The 25,663-nt window shown below is 35.4% G+C and carries 14 protein-coding genes and 1 tRNA gene; 13 read left to right on the top strand and 2 right to left on the bottom strand.

Annotated elements, in window-relative coordinates:
• Positions 1–2 precede the first annotated feature (2 nt).
• Entirely contained in the window at positions 3–782 is a 780-nt protein-coding gene (locus FGF67_RS12435) for a hypothetical protein (protein ID WP_139698072.1), read from the bottom strand.
• A gap of 177 nt (positions 783–959) precedes the next feature.
• On the opposite strand from FGF67_RS12435, the gene FGF67_RS12430 reads away from it, so the two are divergent.
• The 3 genes from FGF67_RS12430 (at position 960) to FGF67_RS12420 (ending at position 4,729) form a co-directional block, all read left to right on the top strand.
• Positions 960–1,829, top strand: coding sequence for a GLPGLI family protein (locus FGF67_RS12430; RefSeq protein ID WP_139698071.1), 870 nt, complete (start codon positions 960–962; stop codon positions 1,827–1,829).
• A gap of 42 nt (positions 1,830–1,871) precedes the next feature.
• On the top strand, positions 1,872–4,586 hold the full coding sequence (locus tag FGF67_RS12425) for a TonB-dependent receptor (protein WP_139698070.1): 2,715 nt from the start codon (positions 1,872–1,874) through the stop codon (positions 4,584–4,586).
• 60 nt (positions 4,587–4,646) lie between these two features.
• A tRNA-Tyr gene (locus tag FGF67_RS12420) sits at positions 4,647–4,729 on the top strand.
• 47 nt (positions 4,730–4,776) lie between these two features.
• On the opposite strand, the gene FGF67_RS12415 is transcribed toward FGF67_RS12420, so the two are convergent.
• Positions 4,777–6,300, bottom strand: a complete 1,524-nt coding sequence (locus FGF67_RS12415) for a coiled-coil domain-containing protein (RefSeq protein ID WP_139698069.1) — start codon at positions 6,298–6,300, stop codon at positions 4,777–4,779.
• Positions 6,301–6,551: 251 nt separating this feature from the next.
• Between FGF67_RS12415 and FGF67_RS12410 the strand changes: the two genes are divergently transcribed.
• The 10 genes from FGF67_RS12410 (at position 6,552) to FGF67_RS12370 (ending at position 25,660) form a co-directional block, all read left to right on the top strand.
• Positions 6,552–7,010 carry a beta propeller repeat protein gene (locus FGF67_RS12410; RefSeq protein ID WP_139698068.1) on the top strand — a complete coding sequence of 153 codons (459 nt, stop codon included), beginning with the start codon at positions 6,552–6,554 and terminating at the stop codon, positions 7,008–7,010.
• A 137-nt stretch (positions 7,011–7,147) separates the two neighbouring features.
• On the top strand, positions 7,148–7,309 hold the full coding sequence (locus FGF67_RS17545) for a hypothetical protein (RefSeq protein WP_233244076.1): 162 nt from the start codon (positions 7,148–7,150) through the stop codon (positions 7,307–7,309).
• A 6-nt stretch (positions 7,310–7,315) separates the two neighbouring features.
• Positions 7,316–9,529 (top strand): glycoside hydrolase family 3 C-terminal domain-containing protein, encoded by a 2,214-nt coding sequence (locus tag FGF67_RS12405; protein WP_233244075.1) that lies wholly within the window; start codon positions 7,316–7,318, stop codon positions 9,527–9,529.
• Positions 9,530–9,648: 119 nt separating this feature from the next.
• A complete protein-coding gene (locus tag FGF67_RS12400; protein WP_139698067.1) occupies positions 9,649–11,295 on the top strand; it encodes an apiosidase-like domain-containing protein in 1,647 nt (548 codons plus the stop codon).
• A 50-nt stretch (positions 11,296–11,345) separates the two neighbouring features.
• Positions 11,346–13,868, top strand: coding sequence for a glycoside hydrolase family 2 TIM barrel-domain containing protein (locus tag FGF67_RS12395; protein ID WP_199240685.1), 2,523 nt, complete (start codon positions 11,346–11,348; stop codon positions 13,866–13,868).
• 35 nt (positions 13,869–13,903) lie between these two features.
• The gene (locus tag FGF67_RS12390; protein WP_199240684.1) at positions 13,904–16,291 is read left to right on the top strand and encodes a glycoside hydrolase family 3 N-terminal domain-containing protein; all 2,388 of its coding nucleotides are present in this window, start codon (positions 13,904–13,906) and stop codon (positions 16,289–16,291) included.
• A 12-nt stretch (positions 16,292–16,303) separates the two neighbouring features.
• Positions 16,304–17,707, top strand: a complete 1,404-nt coding sequence (locus tag FGF67_RS12385) for a sulfatase-like hydrolase/transferase (protein WP_139698066.1) — start codon at positions 16,304–16,306, stop codon at positions 17,705–17,707.
• Between the two features lie 142 nt (positions 17,708–17,849).
• Positions 17,850–21,569: a T9SS type A sorting domain-containing protein gene (locus tag FGF67_RS12380; RefSeq protein WP_139698065.1), complete on the top strand. Its 3,720-nt coding sequence runs from the start codon at positions 17,850–17,852 to the stop codon at positions 21,567–21,569.
• Positions 21,569–23,206 carry a sulfatase-like hydrolase/transferase gene (locus FGF67_RS12375; protein ID WP_233244074.1) on the top strand — a complete coding sequence of 546 codons (1,638 nt, stop codon included), beginning with the start codon at positions 21,569–21,571 and terminating at the stop codon, positions 23,204–23,206. Before FGF67_RS12380 ends, FGF67_RS12375 begins: the two co-directional genes overlap by 1 nt.
• A gap of 24 nt (positions 23,207–23,230) precedes the next feature.
• Positions 23,231–25,660 carry a T9SS type A sorting domain-containing protein gene (locus tag FGF67_RS12370; protein ID WP_139698064.1) on the top strand — a complete coding sequence of 810 codons (2,430 nt, stop codon included), beginning with the start codon at positions 23,231–23,233 and terminating at the stop codon, positions 25,658–25,660.
• The last annotated feature ends 3 nt before the right edge of the window (positions 25,661–25,663 follow it).

Below are 25,663 nucleotides of genomic sequence, written 5' to 3'. Positions count from 1 at the left end.
TTTTAATGTGTTTTTAGTTGGAATAGGTGTAAGGTTTCTTTGGTGTAAATATACAAGGTTTCGCCGATTACAAAAAAATCATTTATAAACAAATTACCCGTGTTTATAGGAATGATAGTATCACTATTTTCATTTAAATAAAATAATGACTGTTCTTTTTTTAATATTATAGTGTCATTGTTTTCCGCAATTGCAATAAAACCGTTGTTCTTTATTTTTTTAATGAGGCGTCCAAAATAGTTGTATTGGTATAAAAAGTTTTCGGTAAGTAACCAGCAGTAATTGTAATTGCTTTTTAAATCTAAAACAGAGCTTTGCACGGGAACGGTTTTAACTTTTGAGTTTTTTAACTTATAATCAAATAGCTCTAATTGTTGTAAATCCTGATTAAAAATCCAAAGGCTATTGTCATATCCAGCAGAAATGAATGAAACGTTTTTGTAAGGAACGAGGGTGTTAAAATCAATTTTAAAAATTTCGGCAAGCCTGTTATCTAGTAAAATGACTGTATTAAAATCTTTGTAAAACAAATTTGTTTTTAGGGGATTAAAAGTATTTACGCTGTATAAAGATCCTAGTTGTAAATTGTTATAAGAAGTAGATTGCGTACCATTTGTTTTATAAAACACATTATTTTTAGTGTAGTAGGTGTTTCCAAAATTATCAACCGAAATAAATGCATCTGCATTTAAAATAATCTCATTTATAAGGGTGGTTTTTATTTCCTCTTGCGCAGCAACAGGAAAATAAACAAAGAATAAAAAATATAATACGCGTTTCATTTGGTTTTGAAAATTACAAAATTCAAACCAGTTTTAGCGTGGAGCTGGTAGCAATTTATGTCTGGTTTTAAGATTATTTTAACACTTCTAGATTAAACTTCATCTTAGCTTAGAAGTCTAACAAAGTAACCCGTAACCGGGCTAAATGTGTGTATTTACCAAACGTATACTGTTATCATGTTGAATTTTAATATTTTAAAACGTTGCTTAGGGGCGCTTTTTTTGCTAACTATTGTGACTAGTACTGCTCAAAATAACTTTCAAGGAAAGGCGTATTACCAATCTAAAACCTCTGTTGATATGAGCAATTTTGGAGGTGGCCAGTTAAGCGAAGAACGTAAAAAGCAGATAGCGGCTAGAATGAAGAGCGCTCTTGAAAAATCATTTATTCTAAGTTTTAATCAGTCTGAATCCGTATATAAAGAGGAAGAAAAATTAGATACTCCATCCAACCAAAGCGGTGGAATGCGTTTTAGCATGATGGCATCAGGCGGCGGCGACCAATATAAAAATGTAAAAACCAACAAAGTTGTTCAGGAAAAAGAACTTTTTGGTAAAAAATTTCTAATAAAGGATAGCCTTCAGAAGTTAGATTGGGTTTTAACAGGTGACACTAAAGTTATTGGAAAGTACACCTGTTTTAAGGCTACGGCTGTGAAGAAAAAAACAGGAATAGATTTTAGTAGTTTCAGACGAAGAGATAATGCTACAAAACCAAAAGATTCTTCAGAAAACACAAAAGAAGCCACCAAAGAAGAACCAGAAGCGCCTAAAAAAATTGATGTTGTAGCTTGGTATACACCGCAAATCCCTGTAAACCAAGGTCCTGATGTGTATTGGGGGTTGCCGGGTTTAATTTTAGAAGTTAATGCAGATAGAACGACAATATTGTGTTCAAAAATTATCATTAATCCTTCAGATAAAGAGAAATTAAAGGAACCAACTAAAGGTAAAGAAGTGACACAAGAAGAATATGAAGCTATTGTTTTAGAGAAGACTGAGGAAATGCGTGAAATGTTCAGATCTAGAAGAGGTGGTAGACGCTAATTGATAAGCATTTCAACATACATTAAAAACAAATGACTCAGTATGATTAAAAACACACTATTTGTAATCTTTTTTATTTTAAGTCCTTTGGTTTATGGGCAAGTAAAAATTCAAGGAATTGTTAAAGATAGCCTTGGTATACCTTTAGAATTGGCAAACGTTATTGCTATAAATCAAGAAACCCAAAAGTTAGATTCATACGGGATTACAAATGATGACGGACAGTATAAGTTGTCTTTAGAGAAAAATACAGCCTACAAAATTCAGGTGAGTTACATTGGTACGAAAACAAAGCAAGCAGAGGTAACCACTACAGATTTAGATATAGCAAAAGATTTTATTTTAGAGTATGATAACACCCTTGATGAGGTGGAGTTAGTTTATGAAATGCCAGTTACCGTAAAAGGCGATACGATTGTTTATAATGCCGATTCTTTTACCTCGGGAACCGAGCGAAAGTTGGAAGATGTACTAAATAAATTGCCTGGTGTTGATGTTAATGATGATGGTGAAATTGAAGTTGAAGGTAAAAAGGTAGGAAAAGTGATGGTGGAAGGAAAAGATTTTTTTGATGGCGATTCTAAGCTCGCTACCAAGAATATCCCTGCTAATGCCATTGACAAGGTAGAGGTGCTAAAAAACTTTTCAGAGATTACCCAATTAAGCGGGGTTACTAATAATCAAGACAACGTAGCTATCAATATTAAATTAAAGCAAGGTAAGAAGAACTTTTGGTTTGGTAATATTACAGGAGGTGGTGGGGTATCAGATGACAAGGCTCTTTATTTAGCGCAACCCAAGTTGTTTTATTACAGTCCAGAATATAGTATAAACTTAATAGGTGACTTAAATAACATTGGTGAAATTGCTTTTAGCAGAAGAGATTATTTTAATTTCACAGGAGGCTTCAGGAGCCCCAGTAGGAGTAGTGGTACCAATATTAATTTAGGTAGTAACGATTTGGGTTTTCTTACGCTGCAAAATAACAGGGCTAAAGATATAAACACCAAATTTGGAGCCGCCAACTTTAGCTATTCTCCAAAAAAGACTTTAGATTTAAGTGGTTTCGCTATTTTTTCTAGTAGTAGAACGCAGCTTCAAGAAAATAGAGCTACCCAATATACCAATCCAGAGTTAAATATTCCAGATGAATTAACAGAAAGCAATACACAACAGCGTAGTGATTTAGCGATGTTAAAGTTTAGTACAAAATACAAACCCAATACCAATAATCAATTAGATTATGATATACTAGCTAGAACATCAAAGGAGTCTCAAGATCAGTTGTTCTTTTCCTCTGTAAATGGTAATATCAATGAGTTTGAAAGTGCTAAACCGTATAGTGTGCATCAAAATTTAAATTATTATTATACACTAGATGAAACAAATATTTTTGCTCTAGAAGTTCAGCATTTATTACAAGATGAAGATCCGTTTTATAATGCCTTTATTGAAGAAAAAGCCAATTATGATGATGTTGCTTCTCAAATAGGTTTTGATGATACACAAATAGCCTATGACGTAGCTCAGCAAAAGCGAGTAAAATCAAATCAACTTGATACAAAGGTAGATTATTGGAATATTCTCAATCAAAAAAGTGATTTGAATGTTACTTTAGGAACCCTGTATAGTCGTCAAGATTTTAATTCTAATATTTTTCAGTTTTTAGATGATGATACTACTTTAAATCCAGTGCCTAACTTTAATGATGGTTTGGCTATCAATGATATTGGATATAGTTTTTCAGATTTATATTTGGGGGTACATTACCGTCTTAAGGCTGGTATTTTTACATTGACACCAGGCGTATCTGGGCATGCTTACAATGCCAAGAATAAGCAATTTGCAAAAAAATATACAGATAACTTTTTTAGAGTATTGCCCGATTTTAATGTAAGAGTACAGCTAAAAAATAGTGAACAGATTGTTTTTAATTATGGCATGCAAACACGTTTTACAGACGTAAACCAGTTGGCAAGAGGTTTAGTAATGAACAGTTATCGTTCATTTTTTGCAGGAAATCCAGAACTTGAAAGCGCTTTGTCTCATAACGTGAACTTATCTTACTTTAGTTTTAATATGTTTAATTATACCAATGTGAGAGCCAGATTAAGCTATAGCAAAACAATAGACAGAATAAGAAATCAATCTCAATTTGTACCTGGAGGCGTGGTAAGAGTGAGTACACCTTTTAATTCTGACTTAGCCGATGAAAGTGCTAGTGCTAATGCTAATTTTGAAAAAACATTAGGTAAATTTAGAACCACTTTAAGTGCAAATTTAAGTTATAATAAGTTTAATCAATTTGTAAATGGTCTGGCTTCGGTTAATGAAAACTATGCGCAGAGTTATAGAGCAAGATTACGAACCAATTTTAGAGAAGCTCCTAATTTTGAATTAGGTTATCGGTTTTCAATACAAGACAATGACCAGGGTTCCAGTAGAACAAAATTTTTCACCAATGCACCTTCTGTAAGATTTGATGCGTTGATTTTTAAATCGTTTACCTTTAAGACAAATTATTCTTATAATAATTTTAGAAATGAAGAAAAGACTTTAAATACGTTTGAATTTTGGGATGCATCATTGTCTTATAGGAAAAGTAAAGAAAGTAAATGGGAATATGAAATAAAAGGTACTAACTTACTAGATACCAGATCTCAAAATAATAGTACGTCAAACAATATATCTGTAAGTGTCACAGAATATTATATCCAACCAAGATATTTAACGTTCAGAATACGTTATGAGTTGTAAAAATGTCTTGTTTTTTATTTTGTAGAATTAATAAACAATGATATATTTGCCGTCGGTTTTGGGGAGATACTCAAGCGGCCAACGAGGACAGACTGTAAATCTGTTGGTTTTTACCTTCGCAGGTTCGAATCCTGCTCTCCCCACAAAAAGCAAGCTTTAAGGCTTGCTTTTTTTATACTTGACATCGTGTCTATATAGAGCCAATGTAAGTTTCCAGACTTGAGTTTGAGCTTAACTTCATTTTTTTTCGTATTCTATACCGAGATGTATGAACACTTTGCAATGAAATATTAAGTATTTTGGACATTTCATGACTATTAAAGTTCAATTTAATTAACGAGCAATGTTTTAATTCGGTTGGTGATAACGTAGGGTGCTTTTTGCAAAGCGTTTCATGAAAATGAGTATTCACTTCAGAAAACCTTTTATCAAACTCTTTCCATGTGTTTAAGTGGTCTCTTGCATATGTCTTTTTTAATGATTCGTAGGCTTTAGGGTCAATCTTTTTTGTGTTTTCAAGTATGCTTTGAACAGCTTCTTCCATTTTTATTATTTTCAAGGTATAACTAGTTAGTTCTTTACTTTTAACTTTTAAAATGGCTTGATTTTTCTCCCTGTCAAGCTCATTGACTAAGTATAGTTTTTTTATTTTATTTCTTTGAAAGTATATTAAGTAGCTAATAAAACTTAATAAAAGAATGCATCCACATATAATTAATATGTTTCTAACTTTTTTGTTTTTTTGTTTTAAAAGAATTTGTTGTTTTTCAATTAAAGTTTTGTTTTTTTCAAGCTCTGCTCTGTATTTGTTTTTAATTTCAAATAAACGTTGATTATGCTTACTGGTAGCACTAAATAGGTCTTCATAGCTTTTTTTTGAAGCACTCATATTATTTATGGCTTCAAGTAAATCTCCTTTTAAAACATAAATATCTGCTATTTTTTGAAGTATATCGGGCTTGTATTCTGTATGCACATTGTAATTCACAAGATGGTTAAGGCTTTGGGTGTAAAACTTGAGCGCATCATTATATTGATGTTTAACACGTTTTAAATCACCAATAAAATTTAGATTAACCACAAGGTAAGGGGAGTTTATGGCTTCTAGGTGTGTTTTTGCTTCAAAAAGAAGTGTTTCAGCAGCCTTAAGGTTGCCTAGTTGTAAATTACAATAGCCACGATCTGTCATAGCATATGGCAGCGCCTTTAGTTTTTTATTGTATATACTACAAGAATCGAGGTATAAAAGTGCAGTTCCATAATCTTGTCTGTCTCTCCAAAAATTTGATAAGCTAAAGTAACTAGGTACAATATCTTGCTGTTTTATGAGTCCCGTTTTTAGTAACACTTTAGATGAATTTAAAGCGGTTTTAAAGTGTGCCAGTGCAAGCGAGTCTTTATTGTAGATATCATATAAAATGCCTAGTCCTCTATGAATTTGAACCAAAGGTACTTTGTAGTCTTTGCGTTCAGCAATTAACATGGCATCCCATAGCTTGTCAAAAGCAATGTCATAATTGCCTTTTGTTCTTTCAATGTCACCAAGTTGAGTTAGTTCGTTTATGTAAGCCAAGCTGTCTTTTTTTGTTGAATTTAAATGGGAGGCAATGGTTTGGCTAGGACTTAAATTTGAAGCAAAAGCATAAGGCAATTGACACATAATCAAATGTAAAAACAAAAATAAATAAGAGTTTTTGTTGAATTTTAATGTCATGTTTCAAATGTAATAATAAGGTGTGGTAATTGAACCATGAATAGTTTGAATGTTTTTGTGTGTTTTTTATTTTTATGAAAATCAATATATTATGTGTTGCGTTAAAACAGGTTGTATAGTTATTGAATAGCTTTTTTTATATGAGTCTAGTTTTAGACTAATAAATTTATTGCAATATTTAAGTTCAATATAGAAATTTACATCATATATGAACTAAATTGTAGTTCAGCTAAACTAAAACTTAAATTAAAATGTTAAAGAGTTCTATTAGCCACTCAGTGTTGGTGTGCTTCTTTTTGTTGTGTTCAATAGCGTCATTTGGACAAAAAGATGCCGGTAATCAAGATTTTTTTAAAACGTTAAGACTTCAAAAAGTACAGTCCGATCAAAATGTTCAATGGAATAATTTTGGGCCAGGCATGTCTGGGTATTGTGAAGGGTTTTGGTGTCATCCTACAGATGCCAATGTTATGTTTATGGGGCCAGATATGCATGTAAGTTTTGGTACATGGGATGGTGGAAAATCTTGGCATACCTTAAAGGATTCTGATGGTTTAGGATTGGATATGAAGCGGGTTTTAGATATTGAATTCTCCATTCAAAATCCTGATTTTGGAATGGCTATCGATTGGAATGGCTGGATTTATCAAACTCATGATAAAGGTAGAAGCTGGGATAAACAAGGTGGTTTTGGAACATCATATACCTAACATGGCTTTGATTTAGAAACGGAAAATGACTTTTCAAGAGGTTGGTATCCAAGCAACAAGGAATTCGCCGTAGTGAATTAGCAGTTGATTCTACTAATGATAATGTATGGTTTGCAGGAGCTGGCAATTTTTGAAATTTGAAAGGAAATCATAAATCGATAAATAAACTATACCGTAGTACATTTAAGTATGAGGTAAACGGTTATATATGGAAGTCTTCTGATAAAGGAAAAACATGGCAAAAAATAAGCAATGGACTGCCTGAAAATACAGATGTAGCAAAGATAATAGTAAAATAAAATCATATGAATTTTAAGATGCAAACGAGTAAACTTAGCAAAGCGCATTGGCTTATTGGGGCTATGTTTTTTGGATTTTTAGTACATGCCCAAGAGGTGAATTTTGAGTATTTAAACGAGAATTTACCTTTAGAAGAACGTGTTGAAATTTTGGTCTCACAAATGTCAACCGAAGAAAAGGTAAGTCAGTTAATGAACGGAGCAGCTCCTATTGAGCGGCTTAAGGTGCCAAATTATAATTGGTGGAATGAAGCCCTTCATGGTATTGCTAGAAATGGAAAAGCCACCATTTTTCCGCAAGGTATTGGTATGGGAGCCACATTTGATCCTGAATTGGTAGAGCGCGTAGCATCAGCCGTATCAACCGAAGCGCGGGCAAAATATATTATTTCTCAAAGAATGGGAAATCATAGTAAATATGCGGGTTTAACATTTTGGACTCCCAATGTAAATATTTTTAGAGACCCAAGATGGGGGCGCGGACAGGAAACTTACGGCGAAGACCCTTACCTGATGTCTAAAATTGGAGTGGCTTTCGTTAAGGGGTTGCAAGGAAATGATCCACAATATTTAAAAACAGCAGCCTGTGCTAAGCATTTTGCTGTGCATTCTGGTCCTGAAGAATCTAGACATAGGTTTAATGCCGAACCAAATCAGCAAGATTTATATGAAACCTATTTTCCAGCTTTTGAGACGCTTGTAAAAGAAGCTAAAGTTGAAGGAGTTATGGCGGCATACAATGCCGTTTACGGAAAACCAGCATGCGCTAGTCCGTTTTTACTTCAAGAGGTATTAAAAGATCAATGGGGGTTTGATGGGTACATTACTTCAGATTGTGGCGCGGTAAATGGCGTATATGGAAAACAAAAGTTTGTTGGTACGCCAGAAGAAGCTGCTGCGGTTTCGCTTAAAGCAGGAACGAATTTAAATTGTGGTAAAACTTACTCTAATCTTCTTAAAGCTTTAGAAAAAGGGTTAGTTACAGAAGAACTTATTCATGAACGCACCAAACAACTATATAAAACTAGGTTCCGTTTAGGGATGTTTGATAAACAAGATGATCATCCATATTTTAATGTGAGTGCCGATAACATTCACAGTGATGAACACGTGGCGTTGGCCAGAGAAGCAGCCCAAAAATCTATTGTACTCTTAAAGAATAAAGATAATGTGCTACCGCTTTCAAAGGATATCAAAGTACCTTACGTTACGGGGCCATTTGCAAATTCTTCAGACATGCTTATGGGAAGTTATTATGGTGTGAGTTCTAGTTTAGTAACCATTCTTGAGGGAATAACAGATGCCGTTTCGTTAGGGTCATCATTAAATTACCGCAGCGGTGCTTTACCGTTTCATGATAATATAAACCCCAAAAATTGGGCGCCAAATGTAGCGGCAGAATCTGATGTAACCATTTGTGTAGTAGGACTTACAGCAGATAGAGAAGGGGAAGAGGTTGATGCGATAGCGTCAGCCGATATTGGAGATAAAGTAGATTTAAAATTACCTGAAAATCAAATTAACTATGTAAAACAAATTATAGAAAAGAAAAAAGGACCGCTTGTTTTAGTAGTAGCGAGTGGAAGCCCAGTGTCTTTAGAAGGTATTGAAGAACACTGTGATGCCATACTTCAAATATGGTATCCAGGAGAGCAAGGAGGACATGCTGTGGCCGACATTTTATTTGGTGATGTGTCACCATCAGGACATTTGCCAATCACTTTTCCTAAAAATGTAGAACAACTGCCAGATTATAGCGACTATTCTATGCAAGGACGTACCTATAAATATATGACCGAAGATCCCATGTTTCCATTTGGCTTTGGTTTAACATATTCAAAAACGGTGTTTCAGGACTTGAATCTTAGTGATACTAAATTACGGAAAAATCAAGCGTTGAGTGTCACGGTTGAGGTATCAAATGAGGGTGAATATAATATTGATGAGGTTGTGCAACTCTATGTGTGTCCTAAAGGAGTGTCGGGAGGCATACCTATTAAGTCCTTAAAAGCCTTCAAGCGTATACATTTAAATAAAGGAGAATCAAAAAATCTTGAGTTTGTTCTTGAACCAGACCAACTTAAAGTGGTAAATGAAAAAGGTGAAAAGGTATGGCGTAAAGGGTATTACAATATTGTTGTAGGAAATGCTTCACCAGGTGATTTAAGTGTGAATTTAGGCGCAGCAATTCCTCAAACGGCTTCGTTACAATTGAGATAAGTATAATCGAGTAGTTAATTTAACCATTTGTTAGGTAAATGCAATCCAAACTCATACTAAAACCGTTTGTTATGCCATATTTTAGATTGAAATAAAATTAGCAAAATAAAAATATGTTTATGAAGAATATTATATACACATTAACTCTCTTTTTTTTAGTTAGCTTGCAGGGGACAGCCCAAATTAAAACTTGGGAAAACCCGAAGCGTAACATAGTGGTTAAAACCGTTCAATGGGAAGTCAATGATATCATTTATAAGGTTAAAGGTGATGTAAAAAATCCTTTTGAAAAACAGGTTTATGCTGTAGTTAGCGGAGAAGAAGGTGAGCAAAGAGTCCCCGTGTTTTTCAATGGAAACCGTGAATGGGTGTTTCGTTATTCTAGTGCAAAAATAGGAGAGAAAATCTTTGTGATTGAATCAGATATAAAAGAGCTCAATCATAAAAAAGGGAAAATAGTTGTTGGTGCCAATGAAAAACAAAATCGTCATGGCGGTGTTGTTTTAAATGAAAGTGATCCCCAGCATTTTTATTATGAAGATGGTACGCACTACTTCAATTTGGCTTTTGAATGTGATTGGCTTTTTGCTTTAGATTATGGTCAAAAAGATATTCCTAAAACGGAACATTTATTGTCTTTAGTTGAAAAATACGGGTTTAATCAAATAGTCATGAATGTGTATTCTTATGACGTGAGTTGGCCAAAAGATAAAAGGTTACTCGAGCATCCCGAGCATGAGTATGGAAGCAGAGAAGATATTTACCCGTTTTTAGGCTCCAATTCAAAACCTGATTACAGTGCGCTAAACATTGATTTTTTTAAACATTTTGATAAGGTGATTTCAAACATGCATGATAGAGAGATTGTGAGTCATCTTATGATTTATGTGTGGAATAAATTGGTAGAATGGCCCGATATGGAATCCAAGGCAGATAATATGTATTATGATTACATTGTTAAACGTTATCAAGCCTTTCCAAATATTATCTGGGATGTGTCAAAGGAAGCACTACACTACACGCGTGCTACAAAAGAGTATATTTTAGAGCGTATAGAACGTACTAGAAAACTAGATACTTACCATAGGTTGGTGTCGGTTCATGATTATGGGTTTTGTGTAAATAATCCAGATAAAGTTGATTTTATATCTACTCAAAATTGGAAACATACCTTATATCAGCACATGCTAGAAGCCAAGCATAAGTTCCCGAATAAACCAATTTTTAATATTGAACATGGCGGGTATGAAGCATCTCCATATGTTGTGTTTCCAGGTGCTTATGATGATGCCGAAGCTTGTTTAAGACGAAACTATATGTGCGTTTTTGCGGGGGGCTATACCACATATTATTGGCAAGGAACATCATGGAATGCCGTGATTCATAATCCGTTTGAACAACCTGATAATTTTGATAAACCGCATTTTGAGTATTTTAAACACATGCGAACCTTGTTTGATACTGTTAATTTTCAAAATTGCAAACCCTTAGAAAAATATAATACAGCGGGTTATAATTTAACGAATGAAAAAGATGGTATTGTGCTGTTATATGCCCCTAAGGAAAATAATTGGGTGGGAGCTGCACGAATTATAAAGGACAAATTTGATCATACACATGCAACTAAACAATGGTTTAATACTATTACTGGAGAATTTACAGCAGAAGAAAAATATGAAAAAAAGGCCTTAGAGTTTTGGGATTGGCGTCCTTGGAAAGGTGAGGCTGATGCCGTTTTGATTATTCGAGGATTAAAGAAAAAATAAAGAAATAAGTTATCTTCTAAATACTGACTATACTAAAGCAATGTGCTACTATGAAAATTTATAAATTAAGTTTTGTTCTACTTACGGTATTTACCGTATTAATGACATCTTGTAAACAAAATTCAATGGTTTCAATTCAAAGAGAAGCCGATTTTAATTTCGATTGGAAATTCACTTTATTAAAAGATACAACGTCCTTAACTAAAATTCCACTTCCTGATGCAGATTGGCGTGATGTACGTTTGCCACATGATTGGAGTGTTGAATTTTCTTTTGATTCTAATTTAGAAGGTTGTACAGGTTATCTGCCTGGAGGTGTTGGGGTGTACCAAAAACATTTTAAAAGCCCAGCTAATAAAAAAGAAAAAAGCACTTTTGTTTTATTTGATGGGGTGTATAATAATGCGAAATTTTGGATTAATGGTCAGTATCTTGGATTCAATCCTTATGGTTACTCACCAAGGTATTTTGATGTAACACCTTTTTTGAAAGAAGGTAATGAAGATAATGTGATGACGGTTTATGTAGACCATTCGCGGTATGCTGATAGCCGTTGGTACACAGGAAGCGGTATTTACCGAAATGTAAAATTGATAACGGTAAACAAACTACATATTCCTATTTGGGGCACCTATATTACCACGCCAGAGATTTCAAAAGAGGAAGCCAAAATAAACCTAGAGGCTACTGTTGTTAATCAAGGCTTTGAAAATACCTCTTTCACCTTAAATACAGCCATTTTTGATAACTCAGGAAAAGAAGTAACAACAGTTTCAAGTGCTGTTATTATGACTTCTGGTGAAGAAAAAAAGGTTGATCAGGTTATGACGGTTTCAAATCCTAAGTTATGGGATACAGATCATCCTAATATGTATAAAGCCGTTACAACGATTATACATAATGAAAACATTGTAGATGAATATATAACGCCTTTTGGTATCAGAGATCTTCGTTTTGATAAGGATACAGGCTTTTATCTTAATGGTAAGTCTACCTATGTAAAAGGCGTTTGTTTGCATCATGATGCGGGATTGGTAGGGGCTGCCGTACCTCGTGGTGTTTGGGAGCGTCGCTTATCTATTTTAAAAGAGGCTGGTGTTAATGCTGTACGTACCTCGCACAATCCTTTTTCTGAGGAGTTTTTAGATATCTGTGATGAAATGGGTTTTCTGGTTCAGAATGAAATATTTGATGAAATGGATAACCCTAAAGATAAGCAGTTTAATAAAAATGAAACACGTGAGTTGTATATAACCCGTGGGTATACAGAACACTTTCAGGAATGGGGCGAAAGCGATTTAAAACGAACCATAATGCGAGATAGAAATCATCCGTCTGTATTCCAATGGAGTATAGGTAATGAAATAGAGTGGACCTATCCGCATTATCAACATATTAGTGGTTTATGGGATCCCGAGGTTAAAGGTGGCTATTGGAATAAAATTCCACATTTAACACCAGCAGAAATGAAAGCGCGTTATAATGCTTTACCAGAGCGCAAATATGTACTGGCAGAAACGGCGCATCGTTTGTCAAAATGGGTAAAAGAAATGGACATCACACGTCCTGTTACTGCAAACCTCATAATACCTGTAGCTAGTTGTGCATCAGGATATGCTGATGCCCTTGATGTAGTAGGTTTTAGTTATCAAATTAAACAATATGACTGGTGTAAAGAACACTATCCTGATATGCTATTTACGGGTAATGAAAACTCAGGGTATTTAAGTGAATGGAAATCGGTAACAGACAATCCAATGGTATTCAGTATGTACATGTGGACTGGTATTGATTACATGGGAGAGTCACAAGATGATTGGCCTCAAAAGGCTTGGCCTGGAGATATGCTCGATTTAGCAGGGTTTGAAAAAGCAGGTTATAATCACTTTAAAAGTATTTGGACGGATGAACCATTTTTGAAAATTCAAACACATGCACTTTCAGAGTCGCCTTTTAAAATGGACGAAGATGGTAATGTTGTACCTGCATCAAGAAAGGCTTTAAATTGGAATAATTTCCTGTCAAAAGAACATTGGAACTATGAAGCAGGTGAAACGGTTATTGTTGAGGTGGTTTCTAATCTTCCAGAAGCCGAATTATTTTTGAATGGTAAATCATTAGGAAGTTTAAAACTGGCTGATTATGAAGATAATATTATGCGTTGGGCTGTGCCTTATGAAGCAGGAATACTTGAAGCTAGAGCGGTTAATACACAAGCTAAATTACAAACAGCATCATCACCTGCTAAAATTAAGGTTACTGTAGATAAAACACAACTTGCTGCCAATGCATACGATGTAGCGCACCTTGTAGTTCAGCTTATCGATAAAGATGGGCTTCCTGTAAAAACAACTGAGCAGGAAATCGTTTTCAATATTGAAGGTGATGTCCGCTTACTTGGGGTTGACAATGGCTGGAATAAAAGCACACAAGATTTTCAAACCAACAAAGTACTAACTCATCAAGGGCGTTGTTTGGCTATTGTACAGGCTAATAAAAGTGCCGGAAATGTCAATATAAAGGTAAGTGCTGAAGGTATGGAGCCTCAGATGGTTACCATTGCAATCCAATAAATACTTGTTTTCAAAATAAAATTATGATAAACATTATGATGAAATTAAAAATGCCGTTTGTTTGTATGTTATTGATTACTCTACTGTTTTCCTGTATACATACAAATAAAACAGTGAAAGAAGTTAAGGTGATGCCTCCTTTTTCAAACTCAGAAATTGATGCAAAGGTAGACGCCTTGATTGCAGACATGACCATGGATGAAAAATTAGCCCAGATTATGGGAACACGTTTACGAGATATCATGGTTGATGGTAAGGTATCGCTAGAGTTATGCCGTAAACATATACCTTATGGTATTGGTCATTTTTGTCAGTTTTCATCCAGACAGGAAATTACCCCAGAAGCCTTAAGAGATTTGGTGCGCGAGGTGCAACATTATTTAATGACTGAAACACGCTTAAAAATACCTGCTATTTTTCATGAAGAAGCCATTACAGGTTTTGCCACTTATACAGCTACAACCTTTCCTCAGCAAATTGGAGTTGGCTGTACCTGGAATCCAGATTTGGTAGAAAAAAACACGGCTTCAACAGCAGGAAATATGCGTGCCGTAGGTGCTACGTTCGCCTTATCACCTATGCTTGATCTTAGTAGAACGGCGCATTGGAACCGTCATCAAGAGAGTTATGGTGAAGATGCTTACTTAACATCGCGCATGGGAGTGGCCTTTGTAAAAGGTTTGCAGGGAGACGATTTTAAAACGGGAGTTGCAGCAACCGTGAAACACTTTGCAGGATATGGCACCAAAAATAATAGTGAAAAGGTATTGTATGAAGAGTATTTAATGCCACATGAAGCCTGTATTAAAGTTGGTGGGGCGAAAAGTGTCATGCCATCGTATGGAGTATACAAGGCGTTGCCAATTTCTGCCAATCCCACCATGCTACAGCAAATATTACGACGCGATGTTGGTTTTGATGGTTTAGTGGTTAGTGATTATGGTGCCATCAATCAAATATTTAAAAAATATAAACAAGCTAAAGATTTGCCAACAGCAGGAGCCATGGCCATGAATGCAGGTGTTGATATTGAATTATCCTCTCCAACAGCTTATCCGTTTTTACCTGAAGCAATAAAGAAAGGTTTGGTAACTGAAGAAATCATTGAAGAGGCTGTTAAGCGTTCATTAATTATGAAAGCGAAATTAGGATTGCTAGATGAAAATCCAAAAATAGGAACTGATGGTAATTTAGATTTTGATCCACCAGAAAATCGTGAATTGGCTTACCAAACGGCATGTCAGTCTATAGTGCTTTTAGAAAATAACGGCATTCTTCCTTTAAAGGATGATGTGAAGAAAATAGCACTTGTTGGTCCTAATGCGTCAACGGTATACGGTTTATTAGGAGATTACACCTACCAAGGTATGCGATCGTTTTGGAATCAAGTTGGGTTTGATGCAAATCACCCGAAACTGATAACGGTTAAAGAAGGTTTAGAAAACAGGTTGGGAAGCAGTGTAGAAATTTTACATGAACGAGGATGCGATTGGAGTGCTAGGCTTGATGCTCAAATTGATACAACCAGTTTTGGTGATGATCGATTAAGTCAGTTGAAGCTAAGAACAATTAAAGGGTTGCCGCAACCTAATCTTCAAAAAGCCCTTGGATATGCTAAAGAAAGTGATGTTATTATTGCAGCTATGGGTGAAAATCTTTATCTAAATGGCGAGGGACGCTGGAGAAAAGGTATTGGTTTGCCAGGAGAGCAGGAAGCTTTTGTGAAACAGTTAATAGCCACAGGAAAGCCCGTTGTATTGCTTGTATTAAGTGGGCGTCAACAAGTTATTAGTAATATCTCAAGTCAATGTGCGGCCGTGGTACAAGCTTGGTTTCCTGGTGAGGAGGCGGGGCACGCTATTGCAGATGTATTGCGAGGCACAGTAAATCCTTCGGGTAAACTCTGTGTATCTTACCCAAGCACAGAACAAGATATAGAAATTAATTATCAAGATGGTGTTTCTACTAAAGATTATGTACAGTATCCTTTTGGCTATGGTTTGTCATATACAAACTTTCAGTATGATAATTTTAATATGGCATCTTCGGCGCATATTACTGATGATCGCTTTGTAGTTTCATGCAATGTTAAGAATACTGGCCAGAGAGATGGTACTGAGGTTGTGCAATTATATGTTTCGCCTGTTGATACGGAAATCAGTATGAAGTCCATTCTTCTAAAAGGTTTCAATAGAGTGGATTTAAAAGCAGGTGAAGAAAAGACGCTTCATTTTAAGGTGTCGCCACAACAATTGGCACAGTACAAAGATGCCAAATGGTTTGTAGAAGCAGGTAAATATGAATTCAAAATAGGAGCGTCTTCCGCAGATATTCGTTTGTCTGGTATAATTGAAATCCAAGGCGAGGATTTGATACTGGAACAAGGTAGACAAGTGTTTTTCTCAAAGAATGAAATAAATTAAAATTATAAGAATATGAAAATTAAGACTATATGTTATGGCTTACTCGTAGTGGGAAGTTGCTTAGTATGTACTAATTTTAGTTTTGCTCAGAAGAAGAATATTGTTTTTCTTTTTGCTGATGATGCAGGGTATCATGACTTTGGTTTTCAAGGTAGTGAAACGTTTAAAACACCAAACCTAGACGCTTTAGCGGCTGAGGGAGTGGTATTTAAAGAAGCTTATACAACCGCAGCTGTATGCGGGCCTTCGCGTGCAGGACTTTTAACAGGAATGTACCAACAACGTTTTGGGATAGAAGAAAATAATGTGCCAGGTTATATGAGTGAATCCTCAAAGCTTATGGGTGATGAGATGGGGCTTCCGTTACACTTAAAAACAATAGCAGATTATTTAAAACCGCTAGGCTATAAATCTGTAATCTTTGGTAAATGGCATTTGGGAGGCGCCGATAAGTATCACCCTTTGCACAGAGGTTTTGATGAGTTTTATGGTTTTAGAGGAGGCGCCAGAAGTTTTTATAGGCTTACCCAAACCCAATCAGCAGAAAAACCTGAAAATAGATGGGAGAAAGGTTATAAGGTTTATGAAGAGCCAAAAAAGTATTTAACAGATGAAATTGCAGATGAAGCATGTAATTTTATAGAGCGGAATAAAACCAAGCCATTTTTCATGTATGTGTCTTTCAACGCAGTTCATACACCACTTCAAGCAACGCAAGAAGATTTGGATGAGGTAAAAGGTTTGCAAGGGAAGCGAAGGATTCTTGCAGCCATGACGATTGCTCTAGATCGTGCTTGTGGGAAAATTTTAGATAAACTAAAAGCCTTAGGTTTAGAAGAAAATACTATTGTTGTTTTTTCTAATGATAATGGAGGTCCTGATGGATCAATGACATGTAATTATCCATTAAGTGGCTGTAAATCAAATCATCTTGAAGGAGGTATTCGCGTGCCTTGTGTTATGAAATTACCAAATACTATAACCCCTGGAAGTACCTATGATAGTCCCATTAGCATGCTAGATATGTTACCCACATTTGTGAATGCAGGTGGTGGTGATTCCTCAAAGATAGAAGGATTAGATGGTGTTGATTTAATACCATTTGTAACCGGTAAAAATCAAAATGTCCCTCACAAGACTTTGTTTTGGAAAAAGGAAAATAGAGGGGTCGTTAGGAATGGCGACTGGAAAATGCTTCGATTTCCAGACAGACCAGCAGAATTATATAACATATCAAAGGATATCACAGAAAATAATAATCTAGCTTACAAATACCCAGATAAGGTTAGGGAAATGTTTAAAATGTTATGGGATTGGGAAAGTGAGTTAGAACGTCCGTTATGGCAACTAAAACGCGTATATGAAGTCAATGCCATGAAACGCATGGATGAAAAAAGAACCCCCGTTTTAGATTAAAAAGTAGCCTAGGGTCAACATGTTTTTATCTATTAAAAGTATTGACTTCATAGCTATTCAATCCATATGTTGCTTAAATGAAATCATGGAGTATCTGTTTTAGAATAGCAATATCCTAAAATTGTATGTCAAAAAATGAAACATGAAACATAAAACCATAAAAGTTGAGGCTAAGTTTTTGTACTTAGGTGTATTTAGTTTATTACTGTTCTTTAATTTATCTGCTTACGGTCAATACGGTGGAGGTAGCGGGACAAGTGAGGATCCTTATTTAATTGAAACTTCCGATCAGCTTGTTACCTTATCAAACACGTCTTCACACTGGGGAAAACACTTTGAGTTAATTCAAGATATTGATATGTCTGGAAAAACATATTCTCCAGTTGGAACGGCTTCCAATCCGTTTACAGGTAGTTTTAACGGTTTGAAACATAGTATTTCAAACTTGACAATAACTGCACCATCTGATGAATTAGACGGCACAGGAATGTTTGGTGTTGTAAGTGGACAAATACAGAATTTAGGTATTGTTAATGTTTATGGAAATTATACTGGAACAGCATTTAGCAACTGGACAAGAGCAGGCGTGTTTGTAGGTATTCTTCAAGCGGGTGGTTCTGTAACTAAATGCTATTCACAAGGAGGTTCGTTTACCGTGAGTGGCGGTTGGACAGGAGGTATTGTTGGGGTACTTTTTGCAGGTGGAGTAACCAATACTGTTGAAGATTGTTACAGCTCTACCTCTGTCAGCGGAAGTTATGGTTGTGGAGGTATTGTAGGGCTTAATCGAGGAGAGCATATTATAAACCGAGTAGCTTTTTATGGTACAGTTTCAGGAGGAAATGCCATTGTATCTATTCAAAACGATCCAACCAATGCCCAGAAAAATGGAATACCAGCAACCAATGCCTTTTATAAGGCTTCTTTGAGCTCTGATAATGGGGCTGTAGGCTTAAGTGAATCTGAATTATTAATAGAAAGTAATTATACAACTTTTGATTTTTCATCAACATGGCAGATTGATAATAGTTTGGGACATGCTATATTATCTAATGTTATTCCTGAACCGTCCTTTTTTGAGATTATTAGAAACCAAAGGGTTGCATCAGAAAGTAGTGTGAAGTGGATTAATTTTGCTCCTGGTACTTCAGGATATTGTGAAGAATTTTGGTGTCATCCAACTGATGCAGATGTGATGTTTAGTGGACCAGATATGCATGCAGCATTTGGTACTTGGGATGGGGGACAATCATGGCAAACCATAAATGATAGTGATGGTAATGGTTTTGAAATGCGTCGTATTATTGATATACAATTTTCTTTACAAAATCCAGATTATGGAATAGCCTTTGCCAATGACCAATCAGGAAGTAGTACCAGTGGAAGATTGTATGAAACACAGGATAGAGGGAGAACATGGTCTGTAATCTCTGTAATGGGGAAATGTCATTCAAAATTGTCAATACACCCCACTAATGATAATGTTTGGTTTTTAGGAGCAGGGGACTTTTGGAATGTGAAAAGTAATCATAGAAGTGCTGCAAATCCAGGTGGTATCAAACAATCACGCTCTGATTATGGGTATGTTTGGAAAACGACAGATAAAGGTGTTACATGGAAAAAAGTAGCCACTGGAATTTCTTCTGATTTAGATGTTGGGCGCATTATTTTTGATAGGAACAATCCTAACAACATGATTATGGCTACCAGTCACGGTATGTTTAGAAGTACAGATTTAGGAGAAACATGGAGTTCTAGTGCTACAGGATTACCCAATGATAGACCTCGAGATTTAACATCGTATTACAATTCAAATACCAATGAGTTTATTTTGTATGCCGTTGATCAAACATTTTATGCAGCAAATAGTTCAACAATAAACAGTACGGGCGGTGTATTTAAAAGTACAGATGGGGGCTTATCGTGGCAAAGTATAACGGGTAATTTAGCATTAAATATGCAATCTATTACCGATTTTACAACTAGAGATAGTTATCATAGAACCGTGGCCAATTGGTTAGGAATTTCTAAGAGTGATTCAAAGTCTGTCTACACAACCTATCCCTCTTCAATATTGCCAACTTTTAACAGGATAGTTGTTAATCCTACTAATAAAAATGAGATTTACTTAGTACATAATAAAAGACATACATTTAGCTTTGGGCCTGGAGATGTTTGGAAAACAGAAGATGGTGGTACGTCATGGATCGCCTGCTCTAGATCTGGTCTGTATTGGATTAATGAAACAGATAAAGCGTATTGGCAAAGTAGAAATAACCCATTGGGGGCCAATATTGATTTTTCTCATATGCAACGTTATATGGATGAAGGACGAGAAGAGTCTTCGGCCGCAAGAATGTTGGCTATAACTATGAATGGAGATGTGTTTACAGGTATTAATCAGCAATTGTTAAAATCGAATAATGGAGGTGATTCATGGGAACAGGCTGATGATTACGAAACTAATCCTGGGAGTAATGCTTGGGTAGGACGTGGTAATACCAATCTGCCAGGACGTCAACTTATTCTTGAAACAGGTGTTTCAGGTAGAAAATTACTTTTAAGTGGTGAGCATGGATTATGGCAAACTACAAGCTTAGGAAGTCACCCTAACCCCGATGCTGTAGCTATTCAACAAATTGAAGGTCAGATATATGATAATGGGGCGCATTCTATAGCTACAGCGGCTGTTCATCCCAATAACCCTAATATGATTTATATGCTTATGTGGCGTCAAGAGCATAGAGGAAAGCTAAGACGCACATCAAATGGAGGCGATTCATGGAGTAATATTGCTACTATTTTTGAAGGAAGTAATAATAGTTGGGAATCTGTTGCTTATCAAAATTCATTATTGATAGATCCCATAACACCACACAATATGTACTTCTGTGCTACGCGAAAAGCCGTATCAGAAGTTGGAGGTTCTGTAGACGAAAGTATTTTAACCAAAGGATCTTATGGGATATATAAATCGTCGGATGCTGGTTTTAACTGGGGGCTGGCCGATTTGGGTTTACCTGCTAATTGTAGTGTAAGGCGATTGACTATGGATCCTTCTAATCCCAACATTATTTACGCATCACTAAATCAATTTGGAAATAATGACCCAGGTGGTTTGTATAAAACAACTAATGGAGCTTCAACTTGGTCGCAAGTGAGTATTCCTTCAGAAATTAAATCTGTCAATAATTTTTTTATTGATAGAAACACAGGGTCTATGTTTATATCTGCAGGATCTCGATCAGGAACTTTAAATGCAGGTGGCGTTTGGAAAAGTGAAGATGAAGGTACAAGTTGGATACGTATTTTTGAGGCACCTTATGTATGGCAAACGGAAGTGTCGCCAGCTAATCCTAATATTATTTTGGTGTCTGTAGCTGCTCAGGTACCCAGTATGCTTAATGAATTTAAAAATCCAGGAGCCTATATCTCAATTGATGCAGGAGAAACTTGGAAAAAAATCAATCAAGGTTTAGCACATCCCGATAGAATTGTAGATTTAAAACCTGATCCTGTAGATGAAACCCTCATTTGGTCAGCCGGCTGGGGAAGTGGTTGGTATAAGGCTAAGATAGATTTGGATGTTTTAAGTTTACAATCTGATAAAAAAGTAGATAAACGAAAAGTCAAGCTATATCCAAATCCAGTAAATAATGGAATACTTAATTTTAAAGGAGTTGAATTACTTGCTAACTATTCAAAATTTACTATTGTAGATGTTATGGGAAAAGTAGTGCGCAATGGAATTTTAGAGGAACCTAGTATAAATGTTTCGGGACTTCAATCAGGCATGTATGTTGTGGTTATTTCTTCTGGAGAAGAGACAAATTCATATAAAGTTTTAATTAATAATCTGTAATGATGAATAAAATAAATAAAGGTTTTATTGTTGTATTACTGTGTGTTTGTAGTGTTTTAGTAGCACAAAATAACATTCAAAAACAACCCAACATCATTTTACTGTTTGCAGATGATATCAGTGCCAGAGAGTTGCCCATTTATAATTCAACTGTTTGGAGCGCTCCAAAAAGTAACACCCAAAAAGGAGGCAACACCTCAAACCTTGAGTTTAGAGCACAAACTCCAGTTTTAGATAAGTTAGCAAATCAAGGTTGCTATATTGAAACAGCTTGGGCAGCAACAGTGTGTAGCCCCAGTAGAGCTATGATGATGACTGGGCGTTATGCGCATTTACATAAGTGGTGGCATAACAAAGATAGAGGTAAAGCTCCAAGTGGAAAAGGAAATTGGAATTTATATGAAAGTTCACCTTATAATATTGCCAGTGTAGCTAAAGCAGGTGGTTATTCCACGTATTGGGCAGGAAAAACCCAAATGAATATTGATGGATTCGAGTTTGATGAAGGCTGTTTTACACCGGGAGAAGGCTCTTATAATAAAGCTATTTATACCACAGATTTCAGATTGGAAACAAGAAAAGTAAATGGTAATAAAAAGCTATTTAATGCAGATACAGGTAAGGAGCTAACTCAAAAAAGTTATGTGCAATCAGGGTGGTATTGGAAACCACATGTACAGTTAAAAAATCATCCCTCAACAGGAAAAGGATTAGTTTGGTGGCCAAATGATAAGACATCTAAGCAAGAAATTGGATTGAATGTTTATGGACCCGATGTAGAGTTGGATTTTGTTTTCGATTTCATGGAGCGAAAGCAAAAAGAAGATCAACCATTTTTTATTTACCATACCAGCCATTTAGGTCATGATGCTTTCGATTTTTTACATCCAGAGTCTGGACAGAAATGGCCAGGAACACCAAAAATTAGTTGGGATGGTTCAAAATATACACGTATTACTCCAAATATAACAGGAGATAATGGGGTTTATGATACGCATGAAACCGTAACAGAAAGCGGTATTCATCATCATATTAATTATCTAGATTACCAAGTATGGCAATACATGAACAAATTGAAAGAATTAGGTATTGAGAACAATACTATTTTTATCTTTTGTGCAGACAATGGAACCAGTGGTTACGGTAAGTCTAGTCCCGTGTCGCAGAAAGGAACTCATGTGCCCTTAATTATTTATGCGCCAGGGTTAAATATGACCAAAAAAGGATTTCAAAACGTATTAGCCAACATGTCTGATATGGTGCCTACTATAGCAGAACTTGGCCATGTAAAAATTCCAGATAGTTATGAAATAAATGGAGAAAGCCTAATACCATTTTTAACAACCCATAAAAAAACGCACCGCGATTGGGTTTATGGGTATCATATGGAAAAACAAATCATCAGAGGAGATTATGTGCTTAGAGATGGAAATGATGTTTGGTATGATGTAAGCCAAAAGCAAAATGACCTAATAAGTTTTCCTAAAATAACCTATTGGGATTCAGTGTCTGAAAACCATAGAAAAGAGCGTGATGAGTTATTACGTATACTCCCCAAATATAATTTACATGAAGCAGAACATGATGCTCCAAAAAAGGGTAAAGATAAACCTGATCCTTTGACAAAGTATAACTAACTAATTAAGAGCTAAATAGATATAATGAACATTAAAATATTCAGCTTAATTATAGTCTTTATTTCAATATCTAGTGTTACTCAAGCGCAAACAGCATTTGAAGAAGATTTTGAGACTAAAGCCAATGGCTTAGATTTAACCACTGAAGGATATCAACTCTCTAAAGATGTTAATTACAGTGGAAATATAACAGCAACTGTAACCGAAAATAGCGGTAATAAATTTGCCAGAATGCTAGCCTCAACTAATGGCGGTGCAAAAATGCAAATTGCAAAAACAATAGATGTTGTGGCAGGAAAAACCTATACTTTTGAGATGGAATCTAAGGGGCCTTTTAAAAGACAGTTACGAGTTTTTTCGATTTCAGATGAGTTAATTCAGGTATCTTCAGATTATAAACCTTCAACAGCTCAGGAGGAAACTTCTTGGAAGAAAATGTCAGTATCATTTTATGTTCCCAATGGCGTATCAAGTGTCAAAATAGCATTTTATCATTATTGGTCAGGAACCATAGATTTAGATAATATTAAGGTTTTTGAAATTTTAAGGCAAACCAAATATTATTTGAGTAGTGCTGGAGATGATAGTGGTTCAGGGAATATTGATGCACCTTGGGCGAGTTTGTATAAAATTAGTGACACACCACTATTTCCTGGAGATAAGGTGTTCTTTAATAGGGGAGATCGGTTTGATGGGCATTTTGTTATAAATGGTTCTGGAGAAATGAACAACCCAATTACCATAACGTCATATGGTAGTGGTAATAAACCGATAATATCAGGCGAAGTAGGAGCTGCTGGTGGAAGCGATTATAAAGAAGCTATTTTAATTGAAAATAATGATAATATTACTATTGAAGATATAGAGGTTAGGAATGATAGAGAGGTGGCTCGATCTGGGGTTGCTGATACCGATGGTTTTGGAATATCCATTGATAACAGTAGTGATCAGATCATGAAAAACTTCATTTTTAGAAATATTATCGTCAAGAATGTATTCGCTGTCCAGCCCATGTTAAATCCGGAGGATTTTGATGCCATTCAGGTTTCTGGAATTCGTTTTACATGTTCTAAAAATACAGAAATAGGAAAGGAAAAAAATATTCAAAACATACTTATTGAGGATTCATATTTTACAAATTTACAGCGTTTGGGAATTCAGTTTAAACATAGTGGAGGGAATGAAGGTGTTGGTAATGACGAAATCAATCGAAATAAGGATATTATTGTTAGAAATAACGAGTTTTATTATAATGGTGGTTCAGCAGTGCTTCCAAATCGTACCTACAATTGTTTAATAGAGAATAACATCATTGATCATCCGGGAGCAACGACAGATTCAAGAATGCCCGGGCGTGGAAGTTCGGTATGGAATATTTGGTCCATCAATACAGTAGTTCAGTATAATATGTGCCTAAGTACCAGAGGATATTTAGATTCTTATGGAATTCATATTGATAAAGAAAATGAAAATACTTTTGTTCAATATAACTATATGGATGATTGTGAAGGCGGTTTTGTTGAAATTTTGGCAGGAAATAAAAACGCAGTTTACAGGTTTAATGTTAGTGTAAATAGTGGGTTTAGAGTATCAAACTGGGCTAATAGTAACTGTACAATTTATGTTTACTCTGACCGATGGGTAGATCCGCCCAATAGCCTGAATTTAAATGATGGTGTTTATATAAATAACAATACAGTGGTAATTAATAAAGGAACGAAACCTAACGGAGATTCGTTTACCACTAGTATCAGCCTTGATGGAAAAAACATGTTTGTTTATAACAATATTTTTTCTTCAACAAATGGCTCAGGAATGGGTGCAAATAACTTTGCAATCAATGCCAACGGAACACCTTTAACCGTAACTAATAACTTGTTTGAAGGTACTGTGAACCCAGACTGGATAAATACAGATACTAATCCACAAATAGGGAGTGCTCTCTTTACAAGTGTTGGTGAACATAAATTTGCTTTTCAAGTTCATGAAAATAGTTTGGCCGTAAATAACGGTATTTCAATTCAAGGTCCAGTTTTGCTAGGTGCGGGAACTGGAGTATTTGAAAATGTACCTGCATATCCTAATGTTGATTTTTATGGAAACCCTATCGATTTGGCTTCAGGAACACCAAATATTGGTGCTTATAACGGGAAGTCCAATGATGACCTTTTAAGTAACAAAAACAATATTTCAAAATTAGATTTATCCTGGCGAGTTTATCCTAATTCAGAGGTTTCTGAACTTGTTATAACAAACCCTGCTCTAAAATCAAATGCCCCTCTAGAATTGAAATTAGCAAACCTGAAAGGTCAAATTGTGATGTCTAAAAAGATTGTTAAGCATGAAAATCAGTATAGACTTAAATTGCCTTTAGGCTTATCAAACGGTATTTATGTTCTTAATTTGAATATTGACACTATTTCACATAGCAGAAAAATTATACTCCATAAATAGAAT

The sequence above is a fragment of the Allotamlana fucoidanivorans genome (assembly GCF_006265225.1).
GTDB lineage: Bacteria > Bacteroidota > Bacteroidia > Flavobacteriales > Flavobacteriaceae > Allotamlana > Allotamlana fucoidanivorans.
This window is presented reverse-complemented; position numbering and strand designations above follow the sequence as displayed.